Origin of the sequence: Sandarakinorhabdus sp. AAP62, from assembly GCF_000331225.1 — a bacterium.
Classification (GTDB): domain Bacteria; phylum Pseudomonadota; class Alphaproteobacteria; order Sphingomonadales; family Sphingomonadaceae; genus Sandarakinorhabdus.
In genome coordinates this window covers 150,050-174,057 of record NZ_ANFY01000003.1, presented here as the reverse complement: position 1 = coordinate 174,057, position 24,008 = coordinate 150,050, and the positions used below count along the sequence as shown (strand labels likewise).

Sequence of the window (24,008 nt, the reverse complement as noted above, 5' to 3'; positions counted from 1 at the left end):
CTTGAACAAATGGCGCGTCAAGTCGCTGGATTCGATCCTGGCGACTGCTGAGAAGAAATCGCTCACCCGCTCGCTGGGGGCGTTCCAGCTCACCATGCTGGGTATTGGCGGCATCATCGGCACCGGTATCTTCGTGCTCACCGCCGAAGCCGCGCAGCTGGCCGGGCCGGGCATGCTGATCAGCTTTGTGCTGTCCGCCCTCGTCTGCGGACTTGCCGCGCTGTGCTATGCCGAACTGGCCGCGATGGTGCCGGTGTCGGGCAGCGCCTACACCTACAGCTATGCCACATTCGGCGAAGTGCTGGCCTGGATCGTCGGCTGGGCGCTGGTGCTGGAATATGCGGTGGCGGCTTCGGCCGTTGCTGTCGGCTGGTCCGGCTACATGGTTGGTGTGCTTGACAATTTTGCCGGCATCAAGCTGCCGGCCGAACTGGTGACAGGGCCATACGCCGGCGGCATCATCAACCTGCCGGCCGTGGTCATCGCGCTGGCGGTCACCTGGCTGCTGGTGATCGGCACCAAGGAAAGCGCCACGGTCAACTCCGTGCTGGTCACGGTGAAGGTGGCGGCGCTGGCGGCATTCATCTTCCTGGCGGTTCCGGCCGCCACGGCGGACAAGTTCACGCCCTTCCTGCCGCTGGGTGCCACCGGTGCCATTGGCGCTGCCTCGATCATCTTCTTTGCCTTCGTCGGCTTCGATGCGGTTTCCACCGCAGCCGAAGAAACCAAGGATCCGCAGCGCAACATCCCGATCGGGCTGATCGCCAGCCTCGCCATCTGCACCGTATTCTACATGCTGGTGGGTGCCGGCGTGATTGGCAGCTATGGCGCACAGCCGGTGTTCGGCGCGGGCGGTGAAGCGCTGCAGCCCGGTTCGCCAGAGCTCGTGGCCCAGTGCAAATCGATCATCGATGATGGCCTGAAGATGCCGGTCGTCTGCTCCAACGAAGCGCTGGCCCATGTGCTGCGCTCGATTGGCTACCCCGGCATCGGCAACGTGCTCGGCCTGGCGGCCGGTTTCGCGCTGCCGTCGGTCGTGCTGATGATGATGTTCGCGCAAACCCGCGTGTTCTTCGTGATGAGCCGCGATGGCCTGCTGCCCGGCATGCTTTCAAAGGTGCACCCGAAATATGGCACCCCGCACGTGGTGACGATCATCACGGGCCTGGGTGTGGCCATCTCGGCGGCCTTCTTCCCGGTGGGCCAGCTGGCATCGGTGTCAAACGGCGGCACGCTGTGCGCCTTCTTCTTCGTGTCGCTTGCCATCATGACGCTGCGCCGCACCGATCCCGATCGCCGCCGCGTGTTCCGCACCCCGGCGGTGTGGATCGTGGCACCGCTGGCCGCCGCCGGCTGCCTGCTGCTGTTTGGTTTCCTCAGCTTCGTGGCGCAGATGGTGTTCTTCGGCTGGGCCGCGATCGGCCTGGTGTTCTACTTCATCTATGGCCGCAGCCGTTCCAACGTGGCGCGCGGCATCACGGTGGTGGGTGAGCTTGATCCGGGCGTACCGCCGCAAGGCGTGCCGCCGCTGCCGGGCATCCACACGCCGGGCGGGAAAGACGCGTAACGCGCCGCACAGCGCAAACGAAAAGGGCGGCCTGCGAGGGCCGCCCTTCTTGTTTTGGAATCAGTGAACAATCCCCAGCCCCGCCTTGGCAGGAAGGGTTCAAGTAGTTGGCCTCCGGCGGCCAGGGGCTGAGCCCCTGGACCCACTTTCGTTGGCGTGCGCCAGGCGCGGAAATTGGGCATGAAGGGCGGACAAACAAATGGGTGCAGGCCTCAGGCCTGCCCGCCGGAGGCCAATTTTCTTGGGACTTCCAACCGCGCCAATCGAAATCTCCTGAAGGTGAACGCCGCTGGGACCTGGAATCAGCCCAGCTTGCTCGCCACCAGCGCCCGCAAATCCGCCTCCGGCCGCGCGCCGAAGTGGCTGATCACTTCCGCCGCCGAAATGCAGCCAATCCGCGCGCAATCGGGCAGGCTGCGCCCCTGCACCAGCGCCGCCATGAAACCGCCGGCAAACAGATCGCCCGCACCCGTGGTATCCACCACCTTGGCCACGCGCTCACCGCCCACCTCGTACCGATGCCCACCGCCCAGCACGACCGCGCCCTTCTCGCTGCGGGTCACCACGGTGATGCAGCTATGCTTCGCCAGCTCCGCCATCGCCGCATCGATATCGTCCGTCTGATAGAGCGCCTTCACCTCATTCTCGTTGCCGAACATGATATCGACATGGCTTTCAAGCAGGCTGCGAAAATCGGCGCGATGGCCCTCCACGCAGAACACGTCGCTCAAGGTGAAGGCCACCTTGTTCCCCGCCTCGCGCGCCACCTTGATCGCCGCCTGCATCGCCGCCCGCGGCGCCGCCGGGTCCCACAGATAGCCCTCCAGATAGAGAATGCCCGATTTCGCCACCAATTCGGCATCCAGATCGCTGGCATCCAGTTCCTGGCAGGCACCCAGATAGGTGTTCATCGTGCGCTCGCCATCCGGCGTCACCACGATCAGGCAGCGACCGGTCGGGCGGCCACCAGTGACAGCAGCGGTATCGAACGCCACACCGGCGGCGCGGATATCATGGGTGAACACCTCGCCCAGTTGATCACCCGCCACCCGGCCCACAAACGCCGTGCGCGCACCCAAGGCTGCCGCACCCACCACCGAATTGGCCGCCGAACCGCCGCTGATCTCCCGCCCCGGCCCCATCGCGGCATAAAGCGCCTCGGCCTCACCGGCATCGATCAGCCGCATGCAGCCGTGCTCAATCCCGCGGCTCGAAAGGAAATCCGGGGTCTCGCTGCTGATCACGTCAACGATGGCGTTGCCCATGGCGAGAATGTCATACTGCGGCATGCGAGGCTCCTAGAATAGAGGCCGTGCCATAGCCGCTTGCCCCGCCCCTGCACAGACCCTAGCGTGAACCGCCATGCCCGCCGCCTTCATCCTCAGCTTCGCACAATTGTGGGACCCGGCCATCCGCCGCATCCTGCTGCGCGCGCTGCTCCTCACGCTGATCCTGTTCGCCGGGCTCAGCTGGGCGGTGTTCAAGGGCATCACAATGATCGAAACCAATGGCTGGCCGCAATGGCTGCAAACATTCTGGACCAACGGCGCCGGCGACGCCGCGGCCTTCCTGCTCTCCATGCTGCTCACCTGGCTCGGCTTCACCAGCATCGCCACCGCCGTGATGTCCATGTGGCAGGACGAGATCATCGTCGCCGTCGAAACCCGCTATTACCCGCAGGCCAAAGGCCACGCGCTCGGCCTCGGCGTCGAACTCGCCATGGGCGGCCGTGCGGCCATCCGCGTCGCCCTGATCAACGCCCTGCTGCTGCCGGCCTACCTGCTCCTCCTCGTCACCGGCATCGGACCGCTGATCCTGTTCATCATCGCCAACGGCTGGGCGCTGGGCCGCGAATATCTCGAAGCCGTCGCCGCCCGCCACGTGGCGTTGGGTGAATCCCGCGCCTGGCCGGGGCAGCACAAATGGGATTCATGGGGCATCGGGTTTTTGACCGCCGGCCTGTTCGCCCTGCCCGTCCTCAACCTCGTCGCCCCGATGATGGGCGCGATGATGGCAACGCACATCTTCCACCGGGAACGGGAAGAGGAAGCAAAAGCGAAGTAGGCAGAAGTGCCTCCGGCGGGCAGGGTCGCAGACCCTGCACCCGGTTGTTTTCGGGCGCTCCAGCACCACAAGCGCATGTCATGCTGGCGCAGGCCAGCATCCACTGCATCGCTGACCGGGCTGTGGGATGATGGGTGCCTGTCCTACAATGGATGCTGGCTTACGCCAGCATGACTGATTTCCCGGATTGAAAGCTACATCCAACAAAATCGGGTGCAGGGACTGCGTCCCTGCCCGCCGGAGGCCTCTTCTTCGACAGCAACCTCACAACACCCCGCCGCCCATGAACAGGCGGAAGGCGCCGACCACGATCACGATCAGGTTGAGGTTTCGCCCCGCGTCCTTGCCCGACAGGAAGCCCAGCCCCAGCCCGACCATGGCGAGCGGGATGATCGCCCAGTTGGCCCAGCCGAGGAAGGGCAGGAAGGCGAAGATGGCGAGGCCCAGCGCGACCAAGCCGATCAGGAGCGAGACGATGTTCAGCATGGTTCGAATGTGGGGACCATCCGCCCCGGCGCAATACGCCGCAGCGACATTATTCACAGGGTTGCCGCGCTTCCGATTCGGGTTTACGTAAACGTCAACCTGCAAGCTGGGGAGTGAAGCCATGGACCTGAATTTCAGCGCCGAAGATGTTGCCTTTCGCGAGGAAGTGCGCGCCTTCATCCGCGATCATTATCCTGCCTATCTGAACGAGAAGATCGACGAGGGTGAGGAGATGGCGAAGGAAGATTTCCTCGCCTGGCACAAGGTGCTGCATGAAAAGGGCTGGATTTCGCCGGCCTGGCCCGTGGAATATGGCGGCACCGGCTGGACCGCGACGCAGCGTTATATCTGGTCGGAAGAGACCGCCCGCGCCGATTGCGTTCGGCTGATGCCGTTTGGCCTGTCGATGGTTGGCCCGGTGATCTACACCTTTGGCACGCCGGAGCAGAAGGCCAAGTTCCTGCCGCGCATCCGGTCTGGTGAGGATTGGTGGTGCCAGGGTTATTCGGAGCCGGGTTCGGGTTCCGATCTCGCCTCGCTGCGCACCCGCGCCGAGCGTTTCACGGGCGACGATGGCAAGGAATATTACCGCGTCAACGGCCAAAAGACCTGGACGACGATGGCGCAGCATGCCGATTGGGGCTTCTTCCTCGTCCGCACCGATCCGGCTGCCAAGATGCAGGAAGGCATTTCGTTCCTGCTGATCGACATGAAGACGCCCGGCATCACCGTGCGCCCGATCATCACCCTGGGCGGTGAGCACGAGGTCAACGAAGTCTGGCTGGAAGACGTGATCGTGCCGGTGGAAAACCGCGTGTTCCACGAAAACAAGGGCTGGACCTGCGCCAAGTTCCTGCTGGCCCACGAACGCACCGGCATTGCCGGCGTCGCCGCCTCGAAGCGCAACGTCGAGCGCATCAAGCAGGTGGCGCGCAATACCGCCGATGGTGGGGACGCCCTGCTGGCCAACCCCTTCTTCAAGCGCAAGGTTGCCGAGCTGGAAGTCGATCTGGCGGCGCTGGAATATACCGAACTGCGCACGCTGGCTGGCGAAAGCAGCGGCAAGGGCCCGGGCCCGGAATCGAGCCTGCTCAAGATCAAGGGCACCGAAATCCAGCAGCGGCTGACCGAGCTGGCGCTGGAAGCCGCCGGCACCTATGGCGCGCCGTACTTCCGCTCGATGGGCGAAGGCGACAACAGCTTCGCCGTCGGCCCGGACAGCGCCCGCCGCACCGCGCCGGTGTATTTCAACATGCGCAAGACCAGCATCTATGGCGGGTCCAACGAGATCCAGCGCAACATCATCGCCAAGATGGTGCTGGGCCTTTGAACGATTGAACGCCGCCCCGGCCTGAGCCGGGGCGGCGTCACTGCCTTGGGGAACGACGATGGATTTCAATTTCACTGAAGAACAGACCATGCTGCGCGACATGCTCTCGCGCTACCTGGCCGATACCTATAATTTCGATGCCCGCCAGAAGGTGGTGCACGGCGGCAAGGGCTGGAACCCGGCCGTATGGCAAGCCTTTGCCGAAGAACTCGGCATCCTGGGCGCCTCGTTCAGCGAAGCCCACGGCGGCCTGGGCGGCGGCGCGATCGAGAACATGGTGCTGATGGAAGAAATGGGCCGCGCCATCGTGCTGGAGCCCTATCTCTCCACCGTCGTGATCGGCGGCGGTGCGCTCAAGCATGTCGGCGGCGCGATCGCTGATGCCGTGATCCCGTCGATCATCGCCGGCACCACCCGCATCGCCTTTGCCGCCTATGAACCGCAGGGCCGTTTCTATCTCAACGATCTCACCACCACGCTGAAGGGCGGCCAGTTGAACGGCCACAAGGCGGTGGTGGAAGGCGCGGCGCATGCCACGCATCTGCTGGTGACGGCGCGCACCGCCGGCGGCCAGCGTGATGCTGGCGGCGTGGCGCTGCTGCTGATCCCGGCAGACGCCAAGGGCATCACCCGCCGCGATTATCTCACCGTGCACGGCACTTCGGCTTCCGAAGTCTATTTCGAAAATGTCGCGGTGGGCGCCGAGCATGTGCTGCGCGAAGAAGCGCTGCCGCTGATCGAAGCCGTGGTGGACGAAGCCACTGCCGCCCTGTGCGCCGAAGCCTGCGGCGTGCTGAAGGTGCTGCACGCCACCACGCTGGATTACGCCAAGCAGCGCAAGCAGTTCGGCAAGGCGATCGGTGATTTCCAGGTGATCCAGCACCGCCTGGTGGACATGTTCATGGAGGTCGAACAGGCCGTTTCCATGACGATGATGGCCACACTGAAGCTCGACACCGCCGAACGCAGCGCCGCGGTTTCGATGGCCAAGGCCAAGGTGGGCAAGGCCGCCAAGTTCGTCGGCCAGAACGCCGTGCAGATCCACGGCGGCATCGGCATCACCCAGGAACTGGCCGTAGGCCATTATTTCAAGCGCGCCACGCTGATCGAAAACCAGTTCGGCAGCGTGGATTTCCACCTGTCGCGCTACGAAGGCATCGCGCTGGCGGCGTAAGCCTCGGCCGCATCGCAAACGAGAGGGCCGGGCAGCGATGCCTGGCCTTTTTCCTTGGACCGCCGCACCAAATGGCTGGTTCAGAGCGTCGGAAAGCCCAACCGCTTTTCCAACGCCGCGTAACGCGGGTTGCCCCGCAGGCTGTCAAACGCATCATCAACCCGCAGTCGCGTCAGTTGCAGATCACGTTCATCCACTGCGCGCTCAAGCTCTGCAAAGGCCAACTCCATTTCGCCTTGCAGAGCGCGGATGCCGGCAATCCGGAAGGGCGTGGCGCGGCCACGAATTGCCTGCAAGCCGCGCAGCGCCGCATCGGATGCTGTCCGATTGCCCAGCATGGCCTCGGCCCGTGCGACCAAGCTCAGCTTTCCCACCTCATCTTCATAGCGTCGCGCCACAACCAGCGCTTCCCGAGGTCGCTTCAACAGCAATAGGGCGCGTATGTGATAACTGGTCGCAATCAGGTTGTCAGGGTTCGCCCTGTTCCAGGCCTCATAAGCGGAAAGCGCAGCTTCCCCCTTGCGGTCGTCCATCAAGATTCGCAGTCGATTGCGCATTGGCACACGGCTCAACGGGTCAAATGCGACCGCCCTGTCGGCAATCGCCAATGCTGCCGCACTGCGTCCCATTTCCGATTGAAACAGGCTTTCAAGGATGATGCCGCGTCCAGTGCCGAACGGCAGGGTTGCCGCCTTGGCAAACGCTGTTTCGGCGCCCTTGAAATCCAGCTTCAATTGTCGGGCCCGGCCGATAACCGAATGGGCGACCCGCAAATCCGGTTTCAACGCGATGGCCCGATTGGCAGCCGCGATCGAGTCATCCAGCGTGACTGAGCCGGCTTCGCCTTGCGCCGCGTTGTTGGCCATGTTGACCATCACCAGCGCACGGAACCCGTGGGCGAGAGCAAATTCGGGATCAGCGGCAACCGCCGCATCGATATCTGCAAGCGCAGCCCGGTAGCCCGCATCGCCGCCCAGCTGGTTCGCCGTTGATCGCAAATAGGCGTCATAGGCAGTCGGGTTCCTGGTGCCGCCCACCAGCGCTGCCGCCTTGCCAAACTGCAAACTGAGCGCCGTGGCGACACTTCCGGCAATCCCGGTTTGTACTTCCAGCACGTCGCCGGCTGGCCGGTCATAGGCCTGGCTCCAGCTTTCCAGCCCCGTCTCTCCATCAAGGAGCTGCGCCGTCACCCTGATCTTGCCGCCGCCGCGGCGCACGCTTCCCGTGAGCACATGGGCCACGCCCAGCTTGGTCGCCGCCTCCTTTATATCGGTGTCGCGCATCAATTCGGAAGAAGTGCGCGCGGCCACCTTCAACCCGGCGATGGTCGCGAGCGCAGAGCGCAGTTCTTCGGCAATGCCATCCGAGAAATAGGCCTGCGCCGGATCGCCCGACAGATTGGCAAAAGGCATAACCGCGATGCTGGCGGTGCCCTTGTCCGGAACCTTGCCGCCCATGAACTTCCAAGCACCAAACCCGCCCGCCGCCAGCGCCACCGCGCCCACCGCACCACCGATCAGCCCCCGGCGGCTGGGGCCGGCAGCTGCCGCAGCGGCCTGAGCCACAGGAGCAGCCGTCACCGGTCCCGCCAGCTGCCGCGTCACATCCGCAACAAACGCAGCCAGGCGCAGGTCTTTCGCATTGCCCTTCCAGCCGATCAGATCGGCCGATTGGCGCAGTTCGAACATCACCGGGCGCTGACAATCCTCGATCATCACCGGCATCAGCGCGCCGCGCTGCATCGCCACGGTGGCTTCGGATCGCACCCAGTCCGACGCCACCGCCGCCTTCGACCACAGCACCACTACCACCCGCGCCTCGCGCAGCGCGGCTTCCGTCACCCGATCATACACCTCGCCGGCCTTCAGCGCCTGATCCCACCACACGTCGTGGCCGGCGGCCTGCAACACGCCGGCCAACTGGCCGGCGATGGCCAGATCGGTGCGACTGTAGGACAGAAAAATATCAGGCATGTGCCGACCCTGTTGCAGCACCGGCCTGCCGCCAAGTGGCAGAAATTCGCATCAATCGCCCCCGTGGCCCTGCAGCATCACGGGCGCGGTCATACCAAGCAGTTGCAGCGCTGCAAAGCCGGCTGCGGCGTTGATAGGCACCTGAAGCTTAAATCAAATCGCCACCCGCCGCCGACGCCGTGGTGCCATGCGCCTGATACGCCTTGATCACATTGCGCCCCACCGTCCAGCGGTGCACTTCGTCCGGCCCGTCCACCAGCCGCTGCGAGCGGATATGCGTGTACCAGCTCGCCAGCGGCGTATCCTGGCTGTAGCCCAACGCGCCGTGCAGCTGGATGGCGGTATCCACCACCTTGTGCACCATGTGGGCCAGGAACACCTTGGCGATGCTGTTTTCCTGCCGCAGGTCCATGCCCTTTTCCGCCTTGTAGGCGATGTGCAGCAGCATCAGCCGCGCCATGTAGAGTTCGCTGGCGCACTCGGCGAGCATGAACTGCACGCCCTGCCGCTCGCTCAGTCGCTTCCCGAACGTCTCGCGCTGCGTCACATGCGCCGTCGCCAGATCGAGCGCGCGCTGCGCCATCGCCACATTGTGCATGCCGTGCCGCAGCCGGCCATAGGCCAGCCGGTGCTGCCCCATGTTGAAACCATTGCCTTCGCCGCCGAGCAGATTTTCCGCCGGCACCACCAGATCCCTGATCTCGATCTCGCTGTGGCCGCCGCCCATCACCTGGCTCAATGGCCCCTCGATCGCCATCGTCTTGATGTCGCGCTTGATGATGTAGCCGGGGTTGGGCAGTTCCACGATGAAGGTGGAAAATTGCCGGTGCCGCGGCGCATCCGGATCGGTGCGCGCCATCACCACGGCGATATCGGCGGCGCTGGCGGCGGACGAGAACCACTTCTCGCCGTTCATGATGTAATTGCTGTTGCCGTCCTTCACCGCGGTGGTGCGCATCCCCGTCGCATCGGCGCCGGCGGCCTTCTCGGTCATCGAATAGCAGACGCGCTTTTCGCCATTGAGCAGCGGTTTGAGGAACTTCTCCTTCTGAAACTCCGTGCCATGCGCCAGCAGGGTGAGCATGGTCGCATCATCCGGCCCCTGGCTGTTCATCGACAGCGCGCCCAGGTGGCTTTGCCCCAGTTCCATCTGCACCAGCGCGTTGGCGAGCGGGCCGAGGCCCATGCCGCCATGCTCCTTGGGAATGAACGGCAGCCACAGCCCTTGCGCGCGGGCCTTGGCGCGCAGTTCGGCCAGCACCGTCCTGTAATCCGCGCCGTCCTTCAGCGCCTGTTCCGCCGGCCGGCATTCATCATTCACCCATTGGCGAACCCGTTCGCGAACGGCCTTGGCTTCGGCTGGAATCTCGAAATCGATCGACATGGCTGTGGCCTCCCCGGCGGTTTTTCTGCGAGGAGCTTACTCGGGAGGCGAAGGCCCGCAACCTATCACCTCTCCCGTTGCGGGTGAGGGGTGCCGCGCGACACCGCGCCGTGTTGAAGCCAACACTCACCCCGGCCACACCCACCCTATGACCATCCTTGTGCCCTTGTTGGGCGATCAACTCTCCCACAATCTCGCCAGCCTGCGCGCCGTCACCCCGGCCAGCGCGGTGGTGCTGATGATGGAGGTGGCGGAGGAAGCCACCTACGTCCCCCACCACCCGCAGAAAATCGCGCTGTTCTTCAGCGCCATGCGCCACTTCGCCAAGGAGTTGCGCGAACAGGGCTGGACAGTGGATTATGTGACGCTGGACGACGCGCACAACACGGGTGATTTCGCCGGCGAAGTGGCCCGTGCCGCTGCCCGCCACAACGCCACCCGCATCGTCACGGTTGCGGGCGGCGAATGGCGCGTGGTGGAAAGCCAGCGCGCATGGGCCGAACGCGCCCGCCTGCTGCTGACCATCCTGGATGATGACCGCTTCCTCTGCCCCATTGAACAGTTCGCCGCCTGGGCGAAGGGCCGCAAACGCATGATCATGGAGGATTTCTACCGCATCATGCGCCGGCAAACCGGCCTGTTGATGGACGGTGATCAGCCGGTGGGCGGCCAGTGGAATTACGATCAGGAAAACCGCAAATCCGTGCCGAAAGGCCACCGCTTCACACCCCCGCTGCGGTTCGCCCCCGATGCCATCACGCTGGATGTGCTGGCGCTGGTGCAAGCCCGTTTCCACAACCACTTCGGCAGCCTCGACAGCTTCGCCTGGCCGGTCACCCGCGCCGAGGCGCTGACGGCGCTGAAAGACTTCATCACCCACCGCCTGCCCGGCTTCGGCGACTACCAGGACGCGATGGTCACCGGCGAAGACGTGCTCAACCACAGCCTGCTCGCCCCCGCCCTCAACCTCGGCCTGCTCTCGCCATTGGAAATCTGCCAGGCCGCCGAAGCCGCCTTCCACGCCGGCCACGCGCCACTGAACGCGGTGGAAGGCTTCATCCGCCAGATCCTCGGCTGGCGCGAATATGTGCGCGGCCTCTACTGGTTTGCCGGGCCAGACTACACCGCCCGTAACCACCTCGCCGCCACCCGCCCCCTGCCCGCCCTGTTCTGGGGCGCACCCACCGACCTGAAATGCCTCAGCGAAGCCGTGGACGCCACAAGCCGCAACGCCATGGCCCACCATATCCAGCGCCTGATGATCCTGGGCAATTTCGCCATGCTGGTCGGCACCGACCCGCGCGAAGTCCACCGCTGGTATCTCGCCGTCTATGCCGACGCCATCGAATGGGTCGAAGCCCCCAACGTCATCGGCATGAGCCAGTTCGCCGACGGCGGCCTGATGGCCACCAAGCCCTACGCCGCCGGCGGCGCCTACGTGAACGGCATGAGCGACCACTGCAAACACTGCCGCTACGACGTCAAACAACGCACCGGCCCCAACGCCTGCCCGCTGAACGCCCTCTACTGGGACTTCCTCGCCCGCCATGAGGCCTTGCTCAGCAGCAACCAACGCCTCTGGCGCATGTACGACGGCTGGCGACGCTTCGCGCCCGAAGAGCAAGCGCGGATCAGGGCACAGGCAGCGGCATTCCTGACGAATCTGGCCTGAGCGCCGCCAGCGTGCCACCCACCATCTGATCGATGAACAGCGCCAGTTCGGCGGCGCTCACCTGCTCAAACCGCATCAGCGCCAACGTGTGCGCCCCGCCAACGAACAGCCGCGCCGCCGAATTGAGCGCCGGGCTGGCGGGCGCTTCTCGGGCCAGGATCGCGCGCACGTGCGCCTGCAACTGGCCCTGCAGCAGCAGGTAACGCGGCCACACATCGGCGCGCACGCCGGTGCTCCAGTCCAGCCACACGCGCACCGTATCGGGTTGCTCCACCGCCATGTCGGCAGTGTGGTGGGCCAGGGTGGACAGGGCGGAGCGGAGCGGGGCGGCGGGCACGTCGGCCTCCTCCACCATGGCGACAATCGCCGCCGCCACCGCATCCAGCACCGCCGTCACCAGATCGGCGCGGGTGCGGAAATAGGAATAGACCGCCGAAACCGATACGCCGGCCCGCTCCGCCACCTGCGCCTGGGTGGCCCGCGCGATGCCATGATCGGCGAAACAGGCGACGGCGCAGGCCACCAGTTGGGCACGGCGATCGGCGGGCAGCAGGCGGGTGCGGGCAGGTCGCTTCGTCATCGTGGGCAAGCTTAGCGGTTCCTATTGACAAGTTCCACAATAAGGTTATTGTGTGTTCTATCAATAAGGGGGCGCACCATGAACGCGACGGACGTGATCCAGCCAGAGCGCATGACGGTGCGTCGTATCAACTTCCGCTTTCCGGAACGGCTGGGCGGCCTGTGGAACCGCCAGCGCCCGCAGTTCAGCCACATCGTCAACGCCGCCTCGCTGGGCATGCCCTATCTTGAGCCCTATCTGATCGACACGATGCGCCAGGCCCGCGCGAAGCTGACCGATCCGCGCCTGATTGCCGACATCGATCTCTATGTTGGCCAGGAAGCCGCGCATTACCGCCAGCACCAGCAGTTCAACAGGCGGCTCGCCGATCTGGGCTATGCCACGGTGCCGAAGATGGAGGCCGTGCTGAAGGCGGATTACCAGCGTTTCGGCAAGGAACGCAGCTTCACCTTCAACCTCGCCTATGCCGAAGGTTTCGAAGCCATGGCGCTGGCCATAGGCCACATGCTGATCGAGGATCGCGATTATCTGTTCCGCGATGGTGAGCCGGCGGTTGCCTCGCTCATCCTGTGGCACTTCGTGGAAGAGATCGAGCACAAGTGCGCCACCTACGACATCTTCAAGGCGCTGGATGGCCGCTACCACTGGCGCGTCTTCGGTCTGTTCTATGCCACCGCGCACATCATGGCGCGTACGCGGCAGGGTTATGGCGGGATGCTGGCGGAGGACGGGCTGTGGCACGACTGGCGATCGCGGCTGGCCATGTATCGCCTGCTGCTGCGCATCTTCCGCCGCCTCACCCCGCGTTTCCTGCGCATCCTCAAACCCGGCTATGATCCGCGCAGCGTTGCCGATCCGGCCTGGGCGATGGCCTGGTGGCGCAAGTTCGGCGACGGCGAAAAGGGCATGGCCGAACTTGACCTCGCCCGCCTGCACGAAGCCGAACCCGTCGCCGGAGCCGCCGCATGAGCGTGCTGCCCGCCCCCATGCCGGAACGCACCCGCGTGCTCCTGTTCCTGAACGGCGCACTGCTGTTCGTGTTCGCCCTGTTCGTCGGCTGGCAATGGTTCATCGCGCTGTTGGGCGCATTGGTGGCGTGGCCCTTGATCCCGCCCATCGAAATGCACATCCCCGGCGATGCCCGCGCCTGGCGCATGGTGCATATGGAGGCAATCACCCACGGCCTGCTGCTGATGGCGTGGGCCGCCGGCGGCCCCTGGCTGCGCCTCTCCCCGCGCCAGCACCGGGTTTTCTTCTGGAGCGCGCTGATCACGGCCTGGCTGTTCACCGTGCCGGCCTGGTTCAACGCCCTGGCCGGCACCCGCGGCCTGGCCTGGAACGGCGGCCCCTTCCCCGGCGACATCACCGCCAACAACATCATCTTCCTGTTCGGCTGGCCGCCACTGGTGGCGGTGCATATCCTGTTCGTGCTGGCGGTGATCGGCCTGTGGCGGACGCTGAAAGCTCTGCCCAAGGGGTGAAGAGGAAGAAGCGGCCTCCGGCGGGCAGGGTCGCAGACCCTGCACCGGTGCGTAGGGGCGACTTGCTTCCTGCCCCTGTACCCCTACACTGCTCGGCGGAAATTGCGGGGGACAAGTGATGGCCAGACAAATTCGGCGCGCCGCGGGCTTCGCGGCAAGCCTCGCCATCACGCTGATGGCGACAGCCGCTTCGGGGCAGCAAGTCATCCGCAGCGACACCTATCTGACCCACAAATCCGTCGGCCCGGGTCTTGCCGGCAGCGATGTGCGCATCCTGCTGCACCGGGTCACCATCGCCGGGGTGCAGCCCCGCAAGGGCACCGTGCTGTTCGTGCACGGTGGCGGCACACCCGGCACCGTATCGTTCGATCTTGCCCACGCGGATTACAGCTGGATGGCCAGTGTCGCCGCCGCCGGCTTCGATACTTATTCCATCGATTTCGTCGGCTATGGCGGCTCCACCCGCCCCGCCATCATGAGCGACCCCTGCAATCTTGCTCGATCGCAACAACCCGATCCCGCAGCCTGCCCCAACCCGCCAAAGCCGCCGGCCACCACGCTGGCGTCCGATGTCGAGGATCTCAACTTCGTCGTCGACACGCTGCGCAGCCGCAACAAGGGCCAGCCCGTGGCGCTGGTCGGCTGGTCATTGGGCGGTCCGCGCGCCGGCGTGTTCGCCGCCCGCCATCCGGACAAGGTCTCGCGCCTCGTGCTGCTGGCACCGGCCTATCGCCGCAACGGCGCCGCCAGTCGTGGTGCCAACGGCCCTCAAATGGAACCCCGCGCCTACGGCACCCAGAACCGTGCGGAATTCCTGGGTGGCTGGGGCGGCCAGGTCGGCTGCCCAGACCAACGCGATCCGCGCGCCGCCGAAGCGGCCTGGACCGCGTTGATCGCGACCGATCCGGAGGGCGCCCGTCTCAATCCCCCGGCCCGCCGCGCCCCGTTCCTGGATTATCTCAACGACTTTACCCGCCGGGAAGCGACAATGCTGACCACGCCCACCCTGATGATCGTCGGCCCATTCGACAAGCAGGTGCCGGCGATCGCGGTAAAGGAGCTGCACGAAGACATGGCGGGCCCCAGCGTCTTCGTCGATCTCGGCTGCTCCGGCCATCAGGCCATGTGGGAAAAGAACCGCCACCTGCTGTTCAGGGCCACGGTGGACTGGCTGTCCAAGGGCCAGGTGGAAGGGCTGAGCCGGGGCGAAGCCAGGCTCGGCTATCCGTCCTGAAGGCCAAGCGCCTCGATCAACCGATCAGCAATAGTGGATGCGGGAGCTCAGCCCCTGCCCATTTCACCCCGGACTTCATCCGGAGCGACGGCACTTTCTACGCAATCCGCGCGAATGCCTTCAGTCGCCGCGCCGTTGCCTGCGCTACTGCCTTGTCGCCCTTGGCCAGCACGGCGGCCAGTTCCAGCCCCTGGCGTTTCAGCATGGCTTCAAACCCGTCCTGTGCGGGCAGTGCATCCAGCCCCTTCAGCAGCCCGGCGGCGCGGGCGCTGTTGCCGGCATCGAGATCAAGCAGGGTGATGGCAAAGAACACGCGGGTGGAGGGCAGGCCCGGCGCCAGCTTCAGCGCCTGAGCGTAGCAGCGTTCCATTTCGGATTTCTTTGCGCCCAATGCCGTGCCGGCCAGGAAGCTGCCCACAGTGGCGACGGCGCCACCGTGCCAGCCGCCGAGTGCGCCCCACACCAGGCTGTTGTCCGGGTGGGCGGCGCGGATGGCTTCGAAGCGGCGGCGGGTTTCCTTGGCGAGGCCGATGCCGCGGGTAAGCTGGGCGCGATAGGCGATGGCGATGGCCTTCTGCAACTGGGCCTCCACATTGGTGGGCGCGCGGGACAGCGCCATGTCGAAATCCTTCTCGGCCGCAGCCACCAGTGCCAGGGCGCGATCTTTGCTGTCGGTCTGATAGCCGGCGATCGACAGTTGCGCCCGGCCGGCGAGCACCAGGCTGTCGACGCTGTTCTCGGCCCGGCCGTCGCGGATGGCAGCGGCCCAGTTGCCAGCGCGGAACTCGTCGACGGCGGCCGCACTGGCCGGGCTGGCCAGCAGCAGCATCAGGGCGGTGAGGGTCTTGGTCATGCTGTTTCTCGCTTGGAGAGGGTGAGGATGTCGGCAATACTCACCTTGCCAGAACGGCAGATGAATCCCAGCCCGCGGAGTTGACGCAGATGAGCGAATTTACCGGAAAATCGGTCATGGTCCTTGGTGGCAGTCGCGGCATCGGCGCCGCAATTGTTCGCCAGTTCGCAGGCGCAGGCGCGAAGGTGATCTTCAGCTATTCCGGCTCGCCCGATGCGGCGGCGGCCGTGGCGGCCGAAACCGGCGCGAGCGCCGTGAAGGCCGACAGCGCCAACCGCGATGAACTGATCGCGGCGGTGGCGGCCGCCGGCACGCTCGACATCATGGTGATCAACGCCGGCGTCGCCATCATGGGCGATCCGCTGGTGATGGATCCTGATGCGGTGGACCGCCTGATCGATATCAACGTGCGCGCGGTGTATTTCGCGGGGGTCGAGGCCGGCCGGCGGATGCACGACAATGGCCGCATCATCATCATCGGTTCGGTGAACGGTGATCGGGTGCAGATGCCGGGCACTACCGCCTATGCCCTGTCCAAATCCGCCGTGCAGGGCATCGGGCGTGGTTTGGCCCGCGATTTCGGTGCGCGTGGCATCACGGTGAACGTGGTGCAGCCCGGCCCGGTCGATACCGACATGAACCCGGTCGCCGGCCCACTGGCACCGCTGATGCACTCCATGATGGCCATCAAACGGCACGCCCACGCCGATGAAGTGGCGGCGCTGGTGCTTTACCTCGCCAGCCCGGCGGCGGCGATGATCACGGGAACGACGCAGACGATTGATGGCGGAATCGGGATTTAAGGCTCAGTTCGCCATTTGCGCGCGCAACTGGCCGACGATCAGCGTCACCATGTTGGCGATGACATCGGGTGCCTGTTCCAGCGGCAGACCGTGATCGAGAAGCCGATATGAGGCATCGGCGCCGGAAAGGCTGAGCAGCATCGCGGTTGCCTGCCGGGTTGCCTCGGCCGGTGCGCCGATCGCTTCGACAGACTGGCGGATCGCCGCCAGCCGATCGACCCGCCGACGGTCGCGCACGGTTCGCCAGGCACCCCGGCCGAATGCCAGCGATCGGGTAATCGGATGTTTCAGCGCCTGCCGGTGAATATCGCGGAAATAGCGGACAAGATCGTCTGGCCCCGCGCACAGCACCACGCCTTCGGGGTACAGCTGGTGGTCCAGCCACTCGGCCAGGGCCGCAATCTGGCTTTCCTCGTTGGGGAAATGCACATGCACCGTGCGCAGCGAAACACCGGCGCGTGCCGCCGCCGCGCTGGGGGACAGCCGGTCATTGCCTTCCGACAATTGCTCGGCAAAGGCCGTCAGAATGGCGGCGCGGGTGGCCTGCGCCTTTTCTTCGCGCTTCGCGCTGACATAGGGGCGGGTGGTCACGGCAGAAAGTTGATCCCGTTTTCGGCCCCAACCCGCACGACACCGGGGATATCGGGCGGGTTCATTTCGACTTCGCTCGATACCTGCTTGAAGAAACGGGCGGCATTGCCCCTGGTGACAATGGTGAGGAAGCGCGTTTCATCGATGGTCGTGTAACCGTGCGGCGTGTTGGCGGGGACATGGGCGTAATCACCCGGATGCAGCCGCCGTGTCGCGCCATCGACATGCACGTCCATCTCGCCCGACAGCACGATATAGACTTCTTCCCACTTGTGGGTGTGTGGTGGCGGGCCACCGCCCGGCGTCCCGGTGGTATCGAAAATCTCGATTGCCGAGCCCATGGCATTGGTGAGCATCGGACGCAGCGTTTCGCCCAGCACGACATAGGCGTCGTCGGTGGCAGTGGGTTCGATTTGCGGCATGACGGCCTCCCCATTTCGATGCACGGTAATGCAGCGAAACATGGATATACTTGGTTGCGTTCAAGTGCAACCAATTTCGGCGATGAGGCTGTCAGTCGCGGGTGGCCAACGCATCCGCGATCAGCGCGCGGCTTTGAGCGAGCCCATAGAGCGCAATGAAGCTGCCCATGCGGGGGCCGTTCTGGCTGCCGATGAGGATTTCGTAGAGCGCCTTGAACCAGTCGCGCAGGTTTTCGTAGCCGGCGGCCTTGCCGGCTTCGTAGACTTCAAACTGGTAGGCTTCGGCGTCGGCCTCTTCGCCCACGGCCGCCAGACGCGCGTCGAGGTCGCGCAGGGCGGCGGCTTCGGTTTCAGTCGGTGCGCGGCGGTTGAGGCCGGGGACGACGAAATCGCGCGCGTATGCGGCGGCGTGATGCACCAGCCGGTCGAGCATCGGGTGGGTTTCCGGCGAGGAACCGGGCGCATAGCGCTTCACGAAGCCCCACAGCCGCGCCGGATCGTCGGTGGCGGCGACGGAGGCGAGGTTGAGCAGCAGCGAGAAGCTCACCGGCAGCGCGTGGGCGGGCGGCTTGCCTTCGTGGATATGGTGCACCGGGTTGCCGAGTTGCTGTTCCAGCGGCTGTTCCGGGTAGCGGCTGAGGAAGTCGGCATAATCCTCGATGGCGCGCGGGATCACGTCGTAATGCAGGCGCTTGGCCTTGCGCGGGCTCTGGAACATGTAGAGCGCGAGACTCTCGGGCGGGCCGTAATCCAGCCATTGTTCGATGGTCAGGCCGTTGCCCTTGGACTTGGAAATCTTGGCGCCTTCGCCATCCAGAAACAGCTCGTAATTGAAGCCGGCGGGCGGGTTGCCGCCCAGCGCGCGCACGATCTTGCCGGAAAGCATGACCGAATCGATCAGATCCTTGCCGGCCATTTCATAATCGACGCCCAGCGCCAGCCAGCGCATCGCCCAATCCACCTTCCACTGCAGCTTGCAATGGCCGCCAGTGACGGGGACAGTGACCGTCTCCCCGGTGCCGGGGCGAATGTAGGAGACGGTGCCGGCCGCCACGTCGCGCGCCACGATGGGCACCTGCAGCACATGGCCGGAAACCGGATCGACCGGCAGAAACGGCGAGTAGGTGGCGCGGCGTTCCGGGCCGAGCGTGGGCAGGATGATGCCCATCACATCGTCATAATGCGCCAAAATCTTCAGCAGCGTCGCATCGAACATGCCGCTGGCGTAGCATTCGGTGGACGACATGAATTCATAGTCGAAGCCGAACGAATCGAGGAAGGCGCGCAGGCGGGCGTTGTTGTGCGCGCCAAAGCTGCTGTGCGTGCCGAACGGGTCGCGCACCTGGGTCAGCGGCTTGCCGAGGTCTTCGCGCAGCATGTCTGGGTTGGGGATGCCGTCGGGCACCTTTCGCAGCCCGTCCATATCGTCGGAAAAGGCGATCAGGCGGGTCTTCACGCCCGGCGCCATGGCTTCGAAGGCGCGGCGGACCATGGTGGTGCGCACCACTTCGCCAAAGGTGCCGATGTGCGGCAGGCCCGATGGGCCGTATCCGGTCTCGAAGATCACCGCATGGCCGGCCGGCACGCCGCCGGGATAGCGCGCCAGAACCTTGCGGGCTTCCTCAAAAGGCCATGCCTTGTTCTCAAGAGCGGCGGCTTGCAGGGTTTCGGTGGTGATGGTCATGGCTTTTGGCTATCGAATGGGTTCGGCCTTCCTCTGGCGACTGAACTTCATGAGTGCAACTGAATCCCGCGACGCAGCGCCTCCGCTGGCGATCCCGGCGCTGGTGGCCAGCCACGCCGGCGTGTGGATTGCAGCGCCGGATGGCAGCGTGCGCGGCGTGGGGCGCGGTGAGGCAATGGCCCGCGCCGGAGATTCGCCGCATCTGCTGCTGAATGCGCCAGTGACGGCGAGCCGGCTGGGCATTGGCGAATTGTCCGGTCTTGATCTGCTGGAATTGTTCGCCTTCCTGCATCCGGCGCGCTTTGCGGTGCCGACGGCGCATGGGCTGGCGGTGGCGCTGGGCATCGCATCGCCCAAGGGCGAGACTGACGCCGGCTTCCTGCAGCGTGCGGCCGGGGCATTGCTGGCGGTGGCGACGCAGCCCGATTGGCCGGAGCGCCACGGCGCGTGGACGTCATTGCAAAGCCTCAGCCGCCAGCGCTGGGCCTGGGCGCCGCATCTGGCAAAGCTGATCGAGAAGCCGCGCGCGCCCGAACGCCATGTGTTCCAGCTTTTGCCCAAGTGGGAGGAAGCGCCGCCGCGCCCCACGCCGCGGGTGGTGGCGCTGAATGAAGGCGCGGTGGCGGCGGAGCTGGCACGGCTGGTGGGCAGTGGCGCCGAACAGCGCGATGGCCAGCGGGACTATGCCAAGGCTGCAGCCGCCGCCTTCGCGCCGCGCGATGCCACCGCAAGTCCACAAATGGTGCTGGCCGAAGCCGGGACGGGCATCGGCAAGACGCTCGGTTATCTGGCGCCAGCCAGCCTGTGGGCACGCGAGGCGCAGGGCACGGTGTGGGTGGCGACCTTCACCAAGGCGCTGCAACGCCAATTGGATGCCGAAACCGCGCGGGTGTGGCCCGATCCGGCCGAGCGCCGCGCCAAGGTGGTGGTGCGCAAGGGCCGCGAGAATTATCTGTGCCTGCTCAATCTGGAAGATGCAGTGCAGGGCGGTTTTGGCGGGCGCGCGGCGGTGTTTGCCCGGCTGGCCGAACGCTGGGCCGAATATACGCGCGATGGCGACATGGTGGGCGGCGATCTGCCTGGCTGGCTGCCGCCGCTGTTTGGCCGCACCAGCTTTGCCGGGCTCACTGATCGGCGTGGCGAGTGCATCTATGCCGCCTGCCCACATTATCGCAGCTGTTTCATCGAGCGGGCGACAAGGGCATCGGCGCAGGCCGATCTGGTGATCGCCAACCACGCGCTGGTGATGATCAACGGCGCACGCGGGCGGGCGGAAGGGGCGGGGCTTAATCGGCTGGTGTTCGACGAAGGCCATCACCTGTTTGATGCGGCTGATGCAACGTTCGCGGTAGCACTGACCGGCCGTGAGGCGGTGGAGTTGAAGAACTGGCTGCTTGGCCCTGAACGTGCGGCCGGGCGGGGGCGGCGGCGGGGACTGGCGGCGCGGCTGGCCGATGCGATCAGCTATGATGACGAGGCGGCGCAGGCGGTGGAGCGCATCGCCGCCGCCGCGCGCCATCTGCCCGGTGAAGGCTGGCTCGGCCGGGTCGGCATGGATGAAGCAGAAGGGCCACTCGAAGGCCTGTTCGCCGCCGTGCGCGCGCAAGTGCTGGCCCGCGCCGAAGAGGCCGATCATGGCTATGGCCTCGAAACCGAAGTCGCCGAAGTGCTGCCGCGGCTGGTGGAAGCGGCGGCGGCTGCCAGTGCGGCGCTCGGCGCGCTGGTGACGCCGATGGCGCAGCTGGAAGCCCGACTGGCGCTGCTGCTCGATGATCCGCCCGACTGGCTCGATGGCGGCGCGCGGGCCCGGGTGGAAAGTGCGCGCGCCGGGCTGACGCTGCGGGCGCAACTGCTGGGCGCTTGGGCTGAATTGCTCGGCCGGCTGGGCGGGCCGGCGGACCCGGATTTCATCGACTGGCTGGAACTGGCGCGCGCCGAAGGGCGGCTGCTTGATGTCGGCATCCAGCGGCGCTGGCTCGATCCGATGCGGCCCTTTGCCGGGGCGGTGCTGGAACCGGCGCACGGCGTGCTGGTGACGTCGGCGACGCTGCGCTCCCGCCCCGATGCGCTAGCCGATGATTGGCGCGATGCCGAACAACGCACCGGCGCCGCTCGGCTGCCGCGCCCGGCCCGGCATTTCGCCGCCAGCAGCCCGTTCGATTATGCGGCGCAGGCCCGCGTGCTGATCGTGACCGATGTGAAACCCCGCGACATCGCCGCGCTCGCCCACGCCTATCGCGCGCTGATCGAGGCGGCGGGTGGCGGCACACTGGGCCTGTTCACTGCCATCGCCCGGCTGCGCGCCGTCCATGCCCGGCTGGCCGACCCGTTGGCGCGCGCCGGCTTGCCGCTCTATGCCCAGCATGTCGATCCCATCGATACGGCCACGCTGGTGGATATCTTCCGGGCCGAACCCGGCGCCAGCCTGCTCGGCACCGATGCGTTGCGCGACGGGGTGGACGTGCCGGGCACATCGCTGCGCCAGGTGATCATGGAAGGCGTGCCGTGGCCGCGCCGCACCGTGCTGCACGCAGCAAGGCGGCTGGCGGGTGGCGGCAACGGCTTTGATGACCGGGTGGTGATGGGCCGGCTGGCGCAGGCGTTCGGGCGGCTGATCCGGCGCGCTGATGATCACGGCCATTTCGTGCTGCTGGGGCCAGCGGTGCCGAGCCGGCTGCTCGGCGCCTTCCCGCCCGGTGTGCCGATCGAGCGGGTCTCGCTGGAGGAGGCGGTGCGTTTGGTGAAGGCCGGCGTTTCGGCCTCTGGAAACGCCGCCAGTGATGTGCCAAGCCTTGACCACTCATGAAGACGCTCACGCTCCTGCGCCACGCCAAGTCCGGCTATGATGATCCGCTGCTGCGGGATTTCGATCGGCCGCTCAATGATCGCGGCCGGCGCGCGGCGATGAAGGTGGGGCAATGGCTGGGCGCTGCGATCAGGCGGGGCGACATGCCGGATTTCGCGCTGGTGTTCGCCTCGCCCGCCGTGCGGGTGCGCCAGACGATCGAAGGCCTGGAGGCCGGCATGAACCGCCCGCTGGCGCCGGTCTATGAGCAGCGCATCTATCTCTCCTCGTCGGCCACATTGATCGAATTGTGCGCCGGTTTTTCCGACGAATTCAGTGACGCCATGCTGGTGGGCCACAATCCGGGGCTGGAAGATCTGCTGCTGGAACTCGTGCCGCCAGGCGGGAAACTGCGGGCCGAGGCGGAGCTGAAATACCCGACCGCCACGCTGGCGCGGCTGGATATCGCTATTGACCGCTGGGCGCAGATCGATGGCGGCCGGGCCGAACTGACGCGGTTCGTGCGGCCGCGTGACCTCGATCCGAGCCTGGGGCCGGACGACTAGAGCTTCAGCACCCGCCCCAACCGCCCGCGGACGGCCCACATGATGGCCGCCCCTGCCAGCGGGAAAGCGGCGTGCATCAGCCAGAAGGCCTGCACATCCATGGTTTCGTAAAAGCGGCCAAGCCAGCCCGAAACGGTGCTGCCAATGAACACGCCGAACTGCACGCCGCCCAGCATCACACCGGTGATCGCCATCGGTGCCGTGCGCGAGAACAGCGCGTTGACCGTGGGGACCATGAACAGCCAGCCCGTATTGAGCACAAGGTGGAACACCACTGCCCACAGGATCGGCGTTTGCGCCGCGCCGCTGCCAGCCGCCAGCCACAGGAAGGCGCCGCCCATCAGGGCGAGGCCGACGCCGATCTTGCCAAGCTCCCTGGGCTCGCGGCCGCGCACCGCCTGCCAGCGCCACAGCGCCAGCACCGGCGGCACGGCCAGGATGGGCGCCAGACTGTCGAACGCCTGCAGCCAGGTCACCGGCACGTCGAAGCCCAGTACGATGCGATCGAGATGGTCGCGGCCCCACAGCGAATAGACGTTCCACACCTGGCTTTGCGCCAGCCAGAACAGGCTGGTGAGCAGCATGACGCCGAGCAGCGCCGCGATGGTGCGCCCGTCGCCGGGCTGCAGGCGAGCGCTGCGGCGGGTTTCGGGCGGGGTATCGGCCGGCATCAGGCCGTTGCCCAACAGGAGCGTGATTGCCGCCAGCGCCATGCAGCCGCAGGCCGCGGCAAAGCCCCATTGCCAGTTCACCCGCTCGCCCAGCGCGCCGATCAGCAGCGGCCCCAGGAAGGCGCCCACGTTGAGGCCGGCGGCGAGGATGGAGAAGGCCGCATCGCGGCGGCCATCGTCGCGGGCATAGAGATGGCCCGTCTGTGCATTCAGATTGCAGCGCAGGGCGCCTGCGCCAAAGGCTGAAACCAGCAGGCCGGGGAGGAAGGTGGCCGGCAAGATCACCATCACCATGCCGGCCGTGGCCAGCACCGCGCCCAGGATGCTGGTAAGGCGCGGGCCCCAGTGGCGATCTCCCAGCCAGCCGCCGAGCAGCGGGGTGAGGAAGAACAGGCCAAGATAAAGCCCCATCGTCTGGGTGGCGAGCGCCTGCAGGCTCATCGGCCCGAACAGGTTTTCCAGCAGGCCACGCCATGCGACGAAGCCGCCAACGCTGGCCAACTGATCGGGCGTGAACAGGAAATTCGCCATGTAGAGGATCAGCAGCGCCTGCACACCATAGACGCCGGCGGCCTGCAGTCCTTCGGCGACGGTGACCACGGTCAGCCCAGCCGGATGCCCGGCCCAATCTTTGACGAATTCACGCTGTTGCCCCATGGCAGGCACCGTGGCGGGCCGGCAGCCAAGG

21 protein-coding genes are annotated in these 24,008 nt (G+C 66.0%); 11 read left to right on the top strand and 10 right to left on the bottom strand.

The annotated features are described in order from the left end of the window. The first annotated feature begins 1 nt into the window (after position 1). A complete protein-coding gene (locus tag D619_RS0101060; RefSeq protein WP_017666704.1) occupies positions 2-1,567 on the top strand; it encodes an amino acid permease in 1,566 nt (521 codons plus the stop codon). A gap of 302 nt (positions 1,568-1,869) precedes the next feature. Here D619_RS0101060 and D619_RS0101055 read toward each other — a convergent pair whose 3' ends face one another. Further along, complete coding sequence (locus D619_RS0101055; protein ID WP_017666703.1) at positions 1,870-2,856, bottom strand: adenosine kinase; 987 nt, start codon at positions 2,854-2,856, stop codon at positions 1,870-1,872. A gap of 73 nt (positions 2,857-2,929) precedes the next feature. On the opposite strand from D619_RS0101055, the gene D619_RS0101050 reads away from it, so the two are divergent. After that, positions 2,930-3,631, top strand: coding sequence for an EI24 domain-containing protein (locus D619_RS0101050; protein WP_017666702.1), 702 nt, complete (start codon positions 2,930-2,932; stop codon positions 3,629-3,631). Positions 3,632-3,895: 264 nt separating this feature from the next. Here the strand turns inward: D619_RS0101050 and D619_RS0101045 are convergent, their stop codons facing one another. Further along, positions 3,896-4,117, bottom strand: coding sequence for a hypothetical protein (locus D619_RS0101045; protein ID WP_017666701.1), 222 nt, complete (start codon positions 4,115-4,117; stop codon positions 3,896-3,898). 121 nt (positions 4,118-4,238) lie between these two features. On the opposite strand from D619_RS0101045, the gene D619_RS0101040 reads away from it, so the two are divergent. Both D619_RS0101040 and D619_RS0101035 read left to right on the top strand, forming a co-directional pair. Beyond that, entirely contained in the window at positions 4,239-5,447 is a 1,209-nt protein-coding gene (locus tag D619_RS0101040; RefSeq protein ID WP_017666700.1) for an acyl-CoA dehydrogenase family protein, read from the top strand. A gap of 58 nt (positions 5,448-5,505) precedes the next feature. After that, complete coding sequence (locus tag D619_RS0101035; RefSeq protein WP_017666699.1) at positions 5,506-6,621, top strand: acyl-CoA dehydrogenase family protein; 1,116 nt, start codon at positions 5,506-5,508, stop codon at positions 6,619-6,621. A gap of 80 nt (positions 6,622-6,701) precedes the next feature. On the opposite strand, the gene D619_RS17015 is transcribed toward D619_RS0101035, so the two are convergent. Both D619_RS17015 and D619_RS0101020 read right to left on the bottom strand, forming a co-directional pair. Further along, positions 6,702-8,594: a TIR domain-containing protein gene (locus D619_RS17015; protein WP_017666698.1), complete on the bottom strand. Its 1,893-nt coding sequence runs from the start codon at positions 8,592-8,594 to the stop codon at positions 6,702-6,704. Positions 8,595-8,742: 148 nt separating this feature from the next. Further along, positions 8,743-9,978, bottom strand: coding sequence for an acyl-CoA dehydrogenase family protein (locus D619_RS0101020; RefSeq protein WP_017666696.1), 1,236 nt, complete (start codon positions 9,976-9,978; stop codon positions 8,743-8,745). Between the two features lie 148 nt (positions 9,979-10,126). Here D619_RS0101020 and D619_RS0101015 point away from each other — a divergent pair, with 148 nt between their 5' ends. Further along, positions 10,127-11,650, top strand: a complete 1,524-nt coding sequence (locus D619_RS0101015; RefSeq protein ID WP_017666695.1) for a cryptochrome/photolyase family protein — start codon at positions 10,127-10,129, stop codon at positions 11,648-11,650. On the opposite strand, the gene D619_RS17010 is transcribed toward D619_RS0101015, so the two are convergent. After that, positions 11,610-12,230 (bottom strand): TetR/AcrR family transcriptional regulator, encoded by a 621-nt coding sequence (locus D619_RS17010; protein ID WP_017666694.1) that lies wholly within the window; start codon positions 12,228-12,230, stop codon positions 11,610-11,612. The genes D619_RS0101015 and D619_RS17010 overlap by 41 nt on opposite strands. Before the next feature lie 78 nt (positions 12,231-12,308). On the opposite strand from D619_RS17010, the gene D619_RS0101005 reads away from it, so the two are divergent. The 3 genes from D619_RS0101005 (at position 12,309) to D619_RS0100995 (ending at position 14,945) form a co-directional block, all read left to right on the top strand. Next, on the top strand, positions 12,309-13,199 hold the full coding sequence (locus tag D619_RS0101005; RefSeq protein WP_017666693.1) for a metal-dependent hydrolase: 891 nt from the start codon (positions 12,309-12,311) through the stop codon (positions 13,197-13,199). Beyond that, positions 13,196-13,711, top strand: a complete 516-nt coding sequence (locus tag D619_RS0101000; protein ID WP_017666692.1) for a hypothetical protein — start codon at positions 13,196-13,198, stop codon at positions 13,709-13,711. Before D619_RS0101005 ends, D619_RS0101000 begins: the two co-directional genes overlap by 4 nt. Before the next feature lie 118 nt (positions 13,712-13,829). After that, positions 13,830-14,945: an alpha/beta hydrolase gene (locus tag D619_RS0100995; protein WP_017666691.1), complete on the top strand. Its 1,116-nt coding sequence runs from the start codon at positions 13,830-13,832 to the stop codon at positions 14,943-14,945. A 97-nt stretch (positions 14,946-15,042) separates the two neighbouring features. Here D619_RS0100995 and D619_RS17005 read toward each other — a convergent pair whose 3' ends face one another. Then, positions 15,043-15,798 (bottom strand): hypothetical protein, encoded by a 756-nt coding sequence (locus tag D619_RS17005; protein WP_017666690.1) that lies wholly within the window; start codon positions 15,796-15,798, stop codon positions 15,043-15,045. Positions 15,799-15,887: 89 nt separating this feature from the next. Here D619_RS17005 and bdcA point away from each other — a divergent pair, with 89 nt between their 5' ends. Then, positions 15,888-16,601, top strand: a complete 714-nt coding sequence (bdcA, locus tag D619_RS0100985) for an SDR family oxidoreductase (protein WP_026090570.1) — start codon at positions 15,888-15,890, stop codon at positions 16,599-16,601. Positions 16,602-16,604: 3 nt separating this feature from the next. Here the strand turns inward: bdcA and D619_RS17000 are convergent, their stop codons facing one another. The 3 genes from D619_RS17000 to D619_RS0100970 all read right to left on the bottom strand — a co-directional run bounded on the left by D619_RS17000 (position 16,605) and on the right by D619_RS0100970 (position 19,298). Then, entirely contained in the window at positions 16,605-17,192 is a 588-nt protein-coding gene (locus D619_RS17000; protein WP_017666688.1) for a TetR/AcrR family transcriptional regulator, read from the bottom strand. Continuing rightward, positions 17,189-17,614, bottom strand: coding sequence for a cupin domain-containing protein (locus D619_RS0100975; RefSeq protein ID WP_017666687.1), 426 nt, complete (start codon positions 17,612-17,614; stop codon positions 17,189-17,191). Before D619_RS0100975 ends, D619_RS17000 begins: the two co-directional genes overlap by 4 nt. A 91-nt stretch (positions 17,615-17,705) precedes the next feature. Beyond that, complete coding sequence (locus D619_RS0100970; RefSeq protein ID WP_017666686.1) at positions 17,706-19,298, bottom strand: lysine--tRNA ligase; 1,593 nt, start codon at positions 19,296-19,298, stop codon at positions 17,706-17,708. Positions 19,299-19,347: 49 nt separating this feature from the next. Here D619_RS0100970 and D619_RS0100965 point away from each other — a divergent pair, with 49 nt between their 5' ends. Then, positions 19,348-22,104 (top strand): ATP-dependent DNA helicase, encoded by a 2,757-nt coding sequence (locus tag D619_RS0100965; RefSeq protein WP_026090569.1) that lies wholly within the window; start codon positions 19,348-19,350, stop codon positions 22,102-22,104. Continuing rightward, on the top strand, positions 22,101-22,649 hold the full coding sequence (locus D619_RS0100960; protein WP_017666684.1) for a histidine phosphatase family protein: 549 nt from the start codon (positions 22,101-22,103) through the stop codon (positions 22,647-22,649). The genes D619_RS0100965 and D619_RS0100960 overlap by 4 nt, the downstream gene beginning before the upstream one ends. Here the strand turns inward: D619_RS0100960 and D619_RS15155 are convergent. After that, the gene (locus D619_RS15155) at positions 22,646-23,977 is read right to left on the bottom strand and encodes an MFS transporter (protein ID WP_017666683.1); all 1,332 of its coding nucleotides are present in this window, start codon (positions 23,975-23,977) and stop codon (positions 22,646-22,648) included. The two genes, D619_RS0100960 and D619_RS15155, sit on opposite strands and share 4 nt — an antisense overlap. Positions 23,978-24,008 lie beyond the last annotated feature (31 nt).